This is a genomic window from Streptomyces sp. DT2A-34 (assembly GCF_030499515.1).
Lineage (GTDB): Bacteria > Actinomycetota > Actinomycetes > Streptomycetales > Streptomycetaceae > Streptomyces.
Map to the genome: position 1 here is coordinate 2,477,074 of NZ_JASTWJ010000001.1, position 12,780 is coordinate 2,489,853.

The following is a 12,780-nucleotide window of genomic DNA, read 5'->3' on the forward strand; positions in this document are numbered from 1 at the left end:
ACGGTGAACGTCGGCTTCGGCGCCCAGGAAGGCTACGACGTCGGCGCCACCCTCAAGGCCGGCGGCGAGGCAGGCCTCGACGCCCTCAGGCAGAGCCCGCAGACCTTCGCCGAAGGCGTCCGCGACAGCCTGGGCCAGAAGGCCGGCAGCCGGGCGCGGGACGCGATCGACAGCCGGACCGACGGGTACGACGGGCCGTCGGGGTCGGACTTTCCGGGGGGTGACATCGGCAGTGACTCCAGCAGCGGGTCGGAGAGTTCCAGCTCCTCCGACTCCTCCTCGTCCTCCGACTCCTCCTCGTCCACCGATTCGAGTTCGTCGGACTCGGACTCCAACACCTCGACACGTTCGGGCAACGGCAGCATCCCCGGCGCGAACATAGGCAACGGCATATCCGCCGACACAGGCGGCCCGGACATTCCGGCACCCAACATCGGCGCGGGCCCCGATTCCGGGAGTCCGTCCTCCTCGGACTCCCCGTACTCACGGCCGACCCAGACTCCAGCCTCGTCCCTGTCGGACTTCGACGACCCCTCCCCCAGCGGGCCCTCGTCCAACGGCTCCGACTCCAACGGCTCGTCCAGCACCCCGAGCACCTCCGGTCCTTCGCACTCCGGCGGCGGCTCCCCCGTATCCGGCCTGTCGTCCCCCAGCCCGCAATCCGCGCCCACGTCCGGGGCCACGTCGTCCGGCGGTACGTCGTCCACGCCGGGCGGCGGCTCGATCGGCACCCAGATCGACGGCCTGGCCGCCAGCGCGCCCACGCAGTCCAACGCGGCACCGACGCCGACGGCGGACTCCTCTCCCTCCGGTTCCGGGGGACGTTCGGACAGCGGCGGCTCGGGCATGCCGACGTCGCCTACGACGCCTTCCGCCGGGGGTGCCGTTCCGGGGGGTGGGCACCACAGCCCGACTGCTTCGGGCGGTGCCGGCACCCCTTCGGCGACGAGTCCGAATCCCAACTCCGGTCCGGCGAGGAACCCTTCCGCCGGCACTCCTGGCACGCCCTCCACCACGGGCACGGGGCCTGCCTCCACGCCGAGCCCTACCTCTCCTACGACGTCTCGGAGTACGCCTGCATCGACGCCGGGCACCACCGCGTCCGCCACGGGATCCGGGCCTGCCTCCACGCCGAGTTCCACCACGCCCTCGACGACGCCACGGACAACGCCGTCGCAGACGCCGGACCCCCGAACGCCCGGCTCCGACGGCCGGACGCCGGGTACAGCGGACAGTCGGGTGCCGAACCAGAGCAACCCGAGCCAGAACAGTCCTGGCTCGACGCCAGGGGACCGCACGCCGCCTCGGAACACCCCTGGCACCACGCCTGGCGACCGGACTCCGTCCCGAGACAACGCGGGCACCACACCGGGGGACCGGACTCCGTCCCGAGACAACCCGGGAACCACACCGGGCGATCGCACGGCGCCGCGTAACACCCCGGACTCGACCGGCACCCGTACGCCCGGCCAGAACCCGAGCCCGACCACGCACTCGCCCGCGAGCCAGAACCCGGCCCAGCCGTCACCCTCCAGGACATCGTCCCCGTCCGCCAACACCCCGACGACGCCACCCCTCAATTCCCCCAACAACGGCGCTGACCGAGCCTCGACGCCGCCGAGCCACAGCACCCAGAGTCCATCGACACAGCCTGGCCGCACCCAAACGCCCGGCACCCCGCCGCCACCCAGCACTCCGAACCAGCCGAGCGCCGACACCGGCGCCACACCGTCCCGGCCCCACCAGCCCGCGGGCAACACGCCCAACACTCCGCCGAATCACAGGCCGAACACCCCGCAGCAGCCGGCCGCGCAACCCCACCAGGCACAGAGCACGCCTCCCGACCGGGATGACCGGGATCGGCAGCACCAGCAGCAGGTGACGGCAGTCCCGATCCACACAGTCGTCACAACCCCGGGTTCCACACCGCCGCACGCGGATCCCGCCACACCGCAGTCGCCGGGCTCCCCCCAGGCCAACCCCGGCAACTCCAACAACCAGTCGCCGCAGCAGGACAGCCTCGACGACATCCGCTCCGACCTGGACCACGCGCCGGGCGGCCTGTCCCAGCCCGACCAGGCCGACCAGCAGGCACTGGCCGACGCCGTCCCGCACAACGAGGACGGCACCCCGCAGCGCTTCCCCGACCCCTTCGGTCCCTGGGCCCAGCTCCAGAACGACGGCGGCAACACGGTCCCGGGACGCAGCAACAACTGCGCCGACTGCTCCCGTTCGTTCCTGGAGACCTGGTACGGAAACCCCCAGGTCTCGGCCCCGCGAACCGTCGACCTCGACGAGAACGGCAAGCACAACCCGTTCACCCCCGAGGACAACGCGAACGCCAACCAGATCCGCTGGACCGGCGCCGCCCACACCTACGCCGGACCCGGTGGCGACCCCAACACCGCCAACAACATCGCCTCCACCCTCCAGCAGGCCGGGCCCGGCTCAGCGGCCATCGTCCAGGTCGACTGGCCCGGTGGAGGCGGCCACGCCTTCAACGTCGTCAACCACAACGGCAAGATCGTATGGATCGACACCCAGAGCGGAGAGGTCAGCGACAAGCCCCTCCACGTCGACCAGGCCAAGCATGTCTGGCACATCCCGCTGGATGCCGACCGCAACCCCATCGACACCACCCAGCCCAAGGACAAGGACTCCGAGGAAGCCAAGGACTCCGAGAAAGCCGAGCAGGGGACGGACACGCCCCAAGAGGGCAGTGACAATGCCCAGCAGGAGGCCGACAACGCATCGGACGGTCCCGAGAACCAGCAGGCCGACCAGCCGGATCACGCGGGCGAGGCTCCCTCACACACTCCCGGCGAGAACCTGCCGCACTCGGAATCCGACCGGGTCACAACCCCTGGCCAGGACGAGACGTCGCCGCGCGACAACGGCACTCGCACCAACGAGGCAAGTACGCCCAGCCCGGACAGGGCCACCAATCCGGCACCTGAGCCCCAGTCAGACGCGCCGAGCGACCGTTCCGACACTTCCACGCGCCCAGGAGCGGATGCCCCGACCACCGATCGGTCCAGCAGCCAGCAGCACCCTGTCACGGACCCGCGCGCGGCCTCACAGCAGCACAGCCCCACTACGCGGTCGGCCGATCCACGCGGGCAGGACCCGTCCACCCGGAAACCCCACCGAGACGAACGGCCCGACGCCACCCGCGACACCCCGGCGCGTCCTGACCGTCCAGCAGACAACACCCGCGACGACGACACAGCCCGCCGAGGACCCGAAAACCCCGCCGGACAGGACGCTCACCCGCACGACGATCCCTCGGATCCGACGGGCGACAAGAACAACACCAAGGATCCAGACGACCGGCCCTACGACGAGCCTCACGACCGGGGCACCAGTGACACGGCGGCCGAAAGCCGCCGTGTCACCGAAGACGGACCAGACAGTGATGTCTCGCGCACCCATGAAGCACCAGAGGGTGACAAGGCCAAGGAGTACGGCATCGAGCCCGACACGCTCCAGCAAGGGCTGCGTCGGGAGCAGGCCGTCCACAGGGTGGAACTCGACCGGGTCCACGACCGACTCGACCGCTGGGCGGAGTCGGGCGACCTCGCGAACGTCATGCGGGCCACGACCGGCCAAGGCCCGCTCGCCAGCCCGGACGGGTCACGAAGCTTCACGCGGGACCAGCTCAGCAACAGTCTCCCGGGCTTCGGTGACCTGTCACGTGGAGAGCAGCAAGCCGTTGTGGCGTCCCTGGCCCGGCTCAGTCTTTCCTTCCACCAGGAACACGCGGTGGGCCGCAGCCCGGAACGGATCCCGCATCCCTACCGGAACGACGGCGAAGACGCCCCCGGCAACACCACACCGGACCGCGGCGCGAAGCTCTCCAAGGAGTCGCTCGGAGTGCGGTTGCATCGCATGGCCATGAACGCACTTTTCAAGAGGGCGGAATTCAAGACTCTAGAGGAAAAAAATCCCGAAAAGCTCAAGGAAATCAAGCGCCACGGACCTGATTTCAGCGGAAAAAACTATGCGGTCCTGGAGCTACAGGGCCCTCCGCCAAAGAACGATGTTCATTACATCGTGGACTCGTCCGTCCCAGCCAACAAGCAATTGAAGGGCGTCCAACCGCGCCACTCGGAGCGACACCTGCTCGACTGGCTCAAGCGAATGGACCCGGACGGATCGAAGTACACGCCACTCGGCCTGTATACCGAGCGGGAACCGTGCGGGGAGGGCCAAGGCCACGCGAAATGCTCCGACACCCTCCAGGACGAGCGGTTGAAGGGCATACCCATCCATTACAGCACCACTTACCGCGACGACCCAGTGGGTGTGGCAGCACGCGGAGAAATGGCAGACGACAAGAAGGCCACGCTCAAGCAGATGGCAAACATGTCCGACCAGGAGCGCAGACAGCTCGCGGAAGAGGTATGGCGGGAGCACTACAAAGACGACCAGGCGGGCCTCGAAAAAGCCCTGAAAAAGCTTGATAGCAACAGCGGCAGCGACCTGATCAAGGCCATACGAGGTGAATTCGACGCCCAACGCAAGGGGACTTCAACTCATAAGGAGGACGCCATCAAAGCTGAATTCGACCGGCATATCAGCGCCTTGCAGGGAACTTGGAAAAAGCTCCGTGCCGACATTCAAGGTCCGCCCCAACACGGCGGCTAGCTACCGTTCATCTACGCCCTTACATACTCTCCACACACAACAACTAGGCTGTGCACCATGCCAGATAGCATCAACGCCCTTGTACGGGACCTCTCCGACGATGATCGGAGCGTGTGGAAGGCCGCGGAGGACCGTCTGGTGGCCCTCGGCGCACAGGTGGTCGACCACCTGCTGCCCCATGTCGGAGAGGAGGGATCGTCACGACTGAGACGAAGTGCCGAGTCCGTCCTGCGGAGGCTGGGCGACACGGCATTGCCCCGTCTGCGGGAGATCCGACGGCAGGGACCGGGGCGTCTACGCAGCAACGCCCTGAAAGTCCTGGTCGACCTGGGCGGCACCGAGAACCTGGACGAGGGTGACCGGAGTGCCGTGGAACGCCTTGTGCGGATCAAGATTCTGAACGAACTCCCGGTGGAGGTCCCCTCGGAGGCCGGCCGCTGGCTGGCCTTCCCGGCGAACCGGCTCGACGATGCCGTAGCCGCTCTCGGCCTGCATGACGTTCGGCCGGTCACCACCGTCATGGGCGTAGCGGCCGCGACTCAGGCCACCGACTCGCTGGAATTCCAGGACGCCCAGGGCACGACGCACAGGGCCTATCGGGTATTCATCACGCCGGAATTCGAGAACCCGTACACAGAGGGAGACCACAAGCGCTGGCGCATGCTGTGGGGAAACTCGTTCCTGGACGAACTCGACGGTTTCGAGCTGGCCAAGGAACTCAGTGGGCGTTGCGGTGAGGCTCACTTCTACGTCCTCGACCCCTATAACGCCTCCGAGAACTGGTACGTCGCTCTCGACGGTCACACGCGGCGGAGCTACAGCACTTACGCGTACCCACAGTTCGAAGGAGAACCAATGCCCTTCGAAGCCTGGTACATGGAGAACGCCGACGAGGACGAAGCCGAAGCCTACGCCGAAGGTGTTCCCGACGCCTCCAAGGCAGCCGAAAATCTGTCGGTCGAACCCGGGCGTCAACTCGCGGAAGACACCTATGGCCACGGCTGGCTCGCCACCACCCATCCCGACGTACCGAACTCCCGCTTCAAGGGTGTCCTGCCCATCTGAAGCCCGCACCGGCTCATTGCCTGAACCGTCGACAGACAGAAGCCTTCGCACACGTCCGCGCCAGCGGAGGACGGGATCCCATGACCGATTCAACCGGCGGCTATGCCCCACACCCCCATATAGGCGGCCGCACCAACGCGCTGCGTGCGCTCGCCGCTTGGCACACCGCGGCGCCAGGGACGCCTCGTGTGGTGGCACTGACGGGTAACTCCGGTAGTGGGCGCTCGCGGTTGCTCACCGGGTTTCTGATGCTCTGCGACCCGGAGTCCCGCAAACAACTGCCTCTCGATCAGCTCGACCCTGCCAGCGTGCCTCCTGAGCTGCCGGCACCCGCCGCGGAGAATGCGCGTGGGCTGACGGCCCAGCAATTCCTCTGGGCCCTCGCCGATCACTACGAACTGCCTGTTGCCCGCACTGAGGACGTCTACGCGGAGCTGGCAGCCATCGGCGAACCCGTCTCACTCGTAGTTCTGGACGTCGATCAGGCGGGCCCGGTCCGGCACACGGACGAACCCTCCGTACTCGTACGCCAGGTACTCAAGCCGCTCGCCGCCCTCGACTCGGTCCGCCTGGTTGCGGAGCTGCCCCGGCATCTCGTCACTGAACTGGCCGAGGGGCTTCCGACGGACGCGGTGCAGATCATCGATCTCGACGAGCCGCAGTGGGCCGACCCCGAAGGGCTGGTACGGCACGCGGAGGCGGCACTGAGACCTTCGTTCGCCGGAGCGGACTTGCCGTTCACCGTCGATCCGGAGACCCGGCACGCTCTCGCCGCGGCCATCGCACGTCGTGCCGGCACCAGCCCGCTCGTCGTGCAGTTGGCCGTACAGAGCATTCTCATCGCCCCCGAGGGTGCCGACCCGGCCGACGAAGGCCGGTTGCCGACCACTGTCGGCGAGGCACTCGATCTGCATGCCGCACGGCTCGGCGCCGACCCGCAGGCGCTGCGGCTGATGCTGGCCCCGCTCGCCCTTGCCGAGGCCGACGGCATCCCCGTCCCTCTGTGGGCACGATTGGCGAGCGCGGTCGCCGGACAGGACATGACCCAGGCCATCATGGACGGGATGCCGCTCGTCGCCCCCTTCATACAGTCGGTGGAGCGGAAAGCGGGCGGCGACAAGACAGCGGAACCTGATGAAAACGCAGGCGACGAGAACAGCGGGCAGACGCTGCTACGCCTCCTGCATCCCGCCATAGGCGACGCGATCCGGGCCGGCCTGCCGAACATCCGCGCAGCTCAGACGCAGATCGCCATGGCGCTGTTGAAAGCCGTGCCGGAACAGGACTGGGGCAGGGCCGCCCCATACGTTCGCGACCACATCGCCGGCCACACGCTGGCGGCGGGACTGCTGCCACAACTCCTCACGGACCCTGGGCTGTTCGTCCACGCCGATCCGGTGCCGCTGCGTGCCGCCATCGAGGGCGTCCCGGTGGAAGAGCTGGGCGCGCCCGCCCGTACGTATCTGCGGGTCGCGCCCCTGCTGACCCGTAACGAGGTCTCCGCGCCCTGGCGTGCCGCTCTACTGGAGACGGCGTTCGTCGAGGACGGGCTGCCCGAGTATGCCGCCGCTCTGCATCGACTCGGCTTCGAACTGCCCTGGCAGACCATGTGGAGCCTGCCTGTCGCCGACATTGGTGACGTGACGGTCGGCAGCCTTCCCAGCCCCGATGGACCTGCCACGCCGGTAGCGGTGCTCGTAGTGCCACCGGGTACTCCCGGCGCACGTCCTGCGGACGAGAATGGCGGACCCGCGGTGCTCGTTCGCGGGCTGGTATCACCGGATGACGGTGTGTACGCGGACCTCGGACAGATCCTCCGTCCCTCCGAGGAGGAGCGTGGGGCCGCCACTCTGGGGCTGAGCCGCGGCGCCGACTACCTTCGCATCTGGGACCGGGCGAACGATGAGGTCGTGGCCGCGCTGATCTCCGATGTCCCGTTCGTCTCCGCCGACCTGTCCCCCGACGGCGTCCTGGTCGTCGCGACCTCACGCGGGGCGAAGGCCCTCCGCATCCGATCGGTCCGACCCGGCGATAACCTCGTAGCCGCCTAGTACGAGTTCATTTCCACCCCTTCGACCTCCGCCCCTGTCGACGACCACCTCAAAGGAGCCTCCCCGTGACCAGCCAGGAGCAGGCGCTCGCCATCGCCGACCGTTGGCTCAACCCGGAAGGCTCGACGGGGCCCCGCCGCGAGCTACGGATGCAGGAGTTCGACCTGGGCTGGGTTGTGTGGGCCGAACCGGCAGAGCCCGAACGCGACCCGGTGACCGGTGAGCGTCGGCCGCCCGCCGAGATCGGCAGCGCGTGCGGGGTCGTGGACCGCGGCAGCGGTGAGCTGACGGTCTGGCCGTCGGTGCCGGTCAACGAGGTCGTCCGGATGTACCGGCAGAAGCACAGCGTCGCCGCTCAGGGCGGCGCGAGCTCACCGGAAGGTGGCCGTCCGGTCACCGGTCCGGGCAACACTGCGGTCTTCACGTACGTCGACCCGGCGAACGGCGAGGAGACCACCCTCTTCCGCACCTCCGCCCCGGGTCTGCCCCCTGCCGAGCATCAGGCGTGGGGGGAGCTGCGGCGGATGAACGTACTCGCCGACAATGTCGTGGCCGTCCACACCGACCTGCGCCCGAGCCTGCTCCCCGGCGGTTACACGGCCGAGCTCCTCAACACCTTCCGCAACGCCCAGCTCTCCTGCTCGCAGTCCTACGGGTCTCGTCCCGAGGCGCGTGCGGAGGGGGTTGCGGCGCTGGTCGAGCAGGTCGAGACGATGCACCGGATCGCCGGCCGGCAACCGCCGCCCCGACCGCACCGCGTACCGGTTCCCGCGCAGGTGACTCCCGCGGAACCGATGCGTGACGTGGCCCTGGGCCGCCGTCTCGTCGAGGTCTTCGGCCGGGACGGCGTACTTCGTCACGACGCCGACGACGTGGCCGAGAGCCAGTTGCCCGGGGCCGCCAAGTCGACGCTCACCTGGGCGGGGATCCCCGCCGACCTCCCGCTCTTCTTCACCGCCGACCGGCCCGACGCGCCTCCGGCCGGTGGCCTGTTCGCCGACGTCGCCACGAATCTGCGCGAGCGGCGCAGTCCGGCCGGCGAGGAGAAGATCGGCGCCCTGTCGTACCTGACCCGGATCGGCTTCGACGGCGTCGCGGTCATCGCGGTGCAGTGCCTGCCGGGGACGGGGCAGCCGGACGGCCTCGGTGCGGTGTGGGCGGTGGACCCGGTCACCGCCGCGGCTCGCTACGTCAACGTCTCGGTCGCCGCCTTCGCCCGCTCCCTGGCCCTGCTCGCCACCGCACGGCAGCGGATGCAGGGACTGGATCCGGTCACGGCCGGTGCGGAAGTGGCCGCGCTGCAGGCGCAGTTGGCGGCCGTGGACGCGTCTGCGCTGGGGAACGTCGAGACGTGGTGGTCGCTGGTTGTCGAGCAGATGTGGCACGGGTTGTTCTGACCGGCCGCCGCCCGGCCCTCTTGGCCGATCCTCACCAAGGCATCCGAGACATCCGAGACGACCGACGACCGAGACGACCAGGAGAGCGACCCATGACTTCGGACACCCCAGCCACATCGCCCACACCGCCCACCACCTCCGAGCAGGCCCTCGCCATCGTGCGCGACCGGTATGCGGAGCCCAAGCTGCCGGACGGCACCCCCGCCGAGCTGCGCGTCGAGGAGTTCGACATCGGATACCTGGTGTACGCGGTGTTCCCGCCTGTCACGGACGCCGCCGGGCGGCCTCAGCCGGCTCCGCCCGGCGGCAGCAAGATCGTGGTCTCCAAGGAGAACGGGGAGACCGTCACCGTCCCCAACTACCCGACCGAGGCGGCCATCACCCTGTACCGGAAGCAGCGCCAGTCATGACACGCGGCCGGTCGTGACGCCTGCCATGACACGCGGCCAGTCGTAACGCCTGTCATGACACGTACGTCGAGCGCCTGATCAGTACAGCGAGAACCCGCCGCTGTGCCGCCCTTGGTTCTTCTTGCCGGACTGCGATCCCTCGCCCTCCGACCGCCTCGGCTCGGACGACCCGGAGGAGGGGCCACCGCCGGCGAGCGGCTCGCCGTGCCTGACCTGATCGCGTTCCTCCTCCGACAGCGCCTCCCACTGGCCGCGCAGGGACGCCATGCCTCCGCCCAGGGCGCGTGACACCGCCGGGTCGTCCAGGGCGTCGCGCAGGGCGAGGCGGCCGGAGAGCAGCTTCTTGGCCGCCTCCTGCATGTCCTTGCCGGCGGCGTCGGTCTCGGACAGCTTGCGCAGGGCTGAGTTCAGGGAACGGATCTGCTCCGGTTCGAGTGCCTCGTCGAGCACACCGCGTTCCTGCGAAGAGCCGTGCGGGGTGGGTGAGTTCGGTGAGTTCTCGGGTTTCCTGGTCATTCTCGCTTCTCCTCGCCTCTCGATACCTGAAGTATCTCCCGTCCCACATGGGTGGCATGCTGGGGCCGGGCCAATGCACCACTGGCCGAAGTGGAGAAGGACCGAGGAGAAGGATCTCAAGGACCGAGGAGAAGGACCTCATCGTCATGGCTCGGACGCAAGGCACAGGAAGTGGCACAGGCGTCGACCGTTCCCTCGCCGGCCTCGTCGGCGGAGCCTTCGGGCGCCTCGGGCGGGCGGGTGGCCTGGTCTTTCTGCTCGCGGGGCTCGCCCTGAGCGGATTCGGCGCGTACGAGGGGGCGTACGCGGCGGGTTGGGCGGGTACGCCCGGCACCCTGACGGTGCAGCAGTGCGAGGTGAGCTATCCGAGCAACGCCTCCCGCAGCAGCCGTAAGAACCGCCGGCCCGTCCGCTGCGAGGGCACCTTCGTCTCGGCGGACGGCAGGAGTACGGACGCACATGCCGTGGTGCAGGTCAGGCGGCGGTACGCGCAGGGCGCCGAGTTGGCGGTGCAGCAGGCCGAACCGCCGACTGCGGCGGGCGCGACGGATGCCGAGTACGTACAGACCGGCATGGACCGGGCCTGGCGCTGGTTCGGTGCCTTCTTCGGTGGCTGGGTCCTCACGGGACTCGGGGTCTTCTGCCTCGCCACCGGGTTCGCGCCGTTCGGGCGCAGCCGTATCTCGTTCGACGCGGCGTGGGAGGCGGCGGGGCGGGGAGTGACGCGGCCGGTCGTGATCGGGATGATCGGTGCGGGGCTGGTCGGGGCCGGGGTGTCGTTCCTGGTCAGCTACTTCTTCTGACAGGGCACCCGGTGGCGCGCCGGCCGGCGCAGGAGAGTAGCCTGCGCCGGTCAACTTCGAGTTGATCTACGCTCGTTCAATCGATCACGGGATCTTTCAGGCATGTCGACGCCTCCACCGCAGTACCAGAATCAGCCGCCGTACGGCCAGCCGCAGCAGCCGTACGGATACCCGCAGCAAGCGCATCCGCAGCCTCCGCGCGGGCCACAGCGACCCCAGCCGGGAGGTCTGTTGCGGGCCGCGAAGTCCGCCGTGATCGTCATAGCGGTGTTCGGCGCCGTGGGCTACTGGGTCTGGGACTACAACACCAGCCCGACCGGTGGCAAGGCGAAGGCTGAGGCTTCGGCGTCGGCGGCGGCCGAGGAGGCCAAGAAGCACGAGCCGGAGATCGGCGACTGTGTCAAGGTCGCGGACCCCGACGGCGACCCGGTGCCGACGGTGGTCGACTGTGACTCCGCCGAGGCCGAGTACAAGTTGGGTGAGTGGATGCCCGGCAAGGGCAGGGAATGCGGGTCGGCGTACGACTACGGGATTCAGTACCGCAACACCGGCCACACGTCCAGCTACACGTTGTGCTTCACCAAGGTCTGAGCTTCGGCCTTCTTTCCGGCCGCCGTCCGCCGTCCGCCATCCGCGAGAGCGGGCGGCGGCCGGTTCTCGCGACAGCTGATCGAGCGGATCGGCTGATCGAGCGGATCGGCTGACCGGGCTGAGCGGCTGAGCGGCCAGGGGCAGGGTCAGGGCATCGCATCGGCCAGCGACGCGCCCGCCGCAGCGAGGATGATCGCCATCATGGCCCAGCGGGTGCGTGCGCGCCGTGCCAACTCCACGCTGAGACCGGCAAAAGCGAGGCTCAGGCCGTACACCACGGTCCCCACACCCACACCCGCCTGCGTACCGCTTGTGAGCCGGCCCACCATCACCGTGAGGCAGACCAGCGCCACCAACGCCCCGGCGGCCATGAGCCCAGCGCGAGCGCTCCGCGCCTGCTGCGACCGCTGTCTCGCGAACCCTGGATCCGATTGCCCTTGGAAACTCGCCCTGAATTCGTCGGCGTTGGGCAGGACCAGGTCACCCTCGTCGCCTCGCACCTGCGTCTGTACCAGTTCCCCGCCGCGTTCCCGGCCGTGCGTCGTCATGAGGAGGCAGCGTAGGTCAAGTCGCTAAGCTCACGCATCATGTTGCCTTCGCACACGCCCTCCCCCGTACCCGACGCCACGGTCATACGGACCGGCCGTCGTGGCGCAATGACCGGGCTCCCCTGCTCCGTCCTGCTCATCGCGATGGGCGCGGTCGGCTTCTTCGGCGCTGTCGTGATTGCTACCGGAAACCAGAAGGGGAAGTCCAACCCCGCAGGCTACGCGGGCCTCGTGTTCATGTTGCTGCTCGGTGTGCTCGGTGTGTGCCTCTTCATCGTCCACTGGGGGAACCGCCGCACCCGGATCCTCGTCGACGCCACCGGCCTGTGGGTCGAAAACGGAAGGCTTCGGAACGTCATCCCCTGGCAAGCCCTGTCCGGAGTCGGCCTGTACTGGAGCAAGTTCGGCCGCCAGAAGGTCTACTCCCTGGAGATGTTTCCCTCCGGTCCCATAGACCGGGACGACCCCGTCCTGTGGACCCTCGTCCGCGACGAGGAACCGCTGCACCCCGACCTGCCCCGCCTGCGCTACCGCCTCCCCTTCCCCGTCCCCTGCCGACAGGAGATGGTCACGGCGGTCCAGCAGTACGTCCCGCACCTCTGGCTCGGCGAGTCCGAGCGCGCGGAGGGACACGTCGGCCGACCCGACGTCAAGGGACACCGACAGCGCACCCAGGGCCGTACGCGGTGAACGGCCGCCCCCGTACCACGCGGCTCCGGACAACAGCGGCGACCTGCAACGGACTTGTGACA

Annotated in this window: 11 protein-coding genes; 8 read left to right on the forward strand and 3 right to left on the reverse strand. The window is 68.8% G+C overall.

The window, feature by feature from the left end; all coding sequences use genetic code 11:
• Positions 1-32: 32 nt before the first annotated feature.
• Complete coding sequence (locus tag QQM39_RS10665; protein ID WP_301996454.1) at positions 33-1,298, reverse strand: hypothetical protein; 1,266 nt, start codon at positions 1,296-1,298, stop codon at positions 33-35.
• 580 nt (positions 1,299-1,878) lie between these two features.
• Here QQM39_RS10665 and QQM39_RS10670 point away from each other — a divergent pair.
• The 5 genes from QQM39_RS10670 (at position 1,879) to QQM39_RS10690 (ending at position 9,570) form a co-directional block, all read left to right on the forward strand.
• On the forward strand, positions 1,879-4,647 hold the full coding sequence (locus QQM39_RS10670; protein ID WP_301996455.1) for a toxin glutamine deamidase domain-containing protein: 2,769 nt from the start codon (positions 1,879-1,881) through the stop codon (positions 4,645-4,647).
• Between the two features lie 57 nt (positions 4,648-4,704).
• Complete coding sequence (locus tag QQM39_RS10675; protein WP_301996456.1) at positions 4,705-5,712, forward strand: HEAT repeat domain-containing protein; 1,008 nt, start codon at positions 4,705-4,707, stop codon at positions 5,710-5,712.
• Positions 5,713-5,792: 80 nt separating this feature from the next.
• A complete protein-coding gene (locus QQM39_RS10680; RefSeq protein ID WP_301996457.1) occupies positions 5,793-7,763 on the forward strand; it encodes an ATP-binding protein in 1,971 nt (656 codons plus the stop codon).
• Positions 7,764-7,828: 65 nt separating this feature from the next.
• Complete coding sequence (locus QQM39_RS10685; protein WP_301996458.1) at positions 7,829-9,160, forward strand: SUKH-4 family immunity protein; 1,332 nt, start codon at positions 7,829-7,831, stop codon at positions 9,158-9,160.
• Between the two features lie 92 nt (positions 9,161-9,252).
• Positions 9,253-9,570: a hypothetical protein gene (locus QQM39_RS10690; RefSeq protein WP_301996459.1), complete on the forward strand. Its 318-nt coding sequence runs from the start codon at positions 9,253-9,255 to the stop codon at positions 9,568-9,570.
• 78 nt (positions 9,571-9,648) lie between these two features.
• On the opposite strand, the gene QQM39_RS10695 is transcribed toward QQM39_RS10690, so the two are convergent.
• Positions 9,649-10,086: a hypothetical protein gene (locus tag QQM39_RS10695; protein ID WP_301996460.1), complete on the reverse strand. Its 438-nt coding sequence runs from the start codon at positions 10,084-10,086 to the stop codon at positions 9,649-9,651.
• Positions 10,087-10,232: 146 nt separating this feature from the next.
• Between QQM39_RS10695 and QQM39_RS10700 the strand changes: the two genes are divergently transcribed.
• Positions 10,233-10,889, forward strand: coding sequence for a hypothetical protein (locus QQM39_RS10700; protein WP_301996461.1), 657 nt, complete (start codon positions 10,233-10,235; stop codon positions 10,887-10,889).
• 102 nt (positions 10,890-10,991) lie between these two features.
• On the forward strand, positions 10,992-11,480 hold the full coding sequence (locus QQM39_RS10705; RefSeq protein ID WP_301996462.1) for a hypothetical protein: 489 nt from the start codon (positions 10,992-10,994) through the stop codon (positions 11,478-11,480).
• A gap of 146 nt (positions 11,481-11,626) precedes the next feature.
• On the opposite strand, the gene QQM39_RS10710 is transcribed toward QQM39_RS10705, so the two are convergent.
• Entirely contained in the window at positions 11,627-12,028 is a 402-nt protein-coding gene (locus tag QQM39_RS10710; RefSeq protein ID WP_301996463.1) for a hypothetical protein, read from the reverse strand.
• Between the two features lie 108 nt (positions 12,029-12,136).
• Between QQM39_RS10710 and QQM39_RS10715 the strand changes: the two genes are divergently transcribed.
• Complete coding sequence (locus tag QQM39_RS10715) at positions 12,137-12,718, forward strand: hypothetical protein (protein ID WP_301996464.1); 582 nt, start codon at positions 12,137-12,139, stop codon at positions 12,716-12,718.
• Positions 12,719-12,780 lie beyond the last annotated feature (62 nt).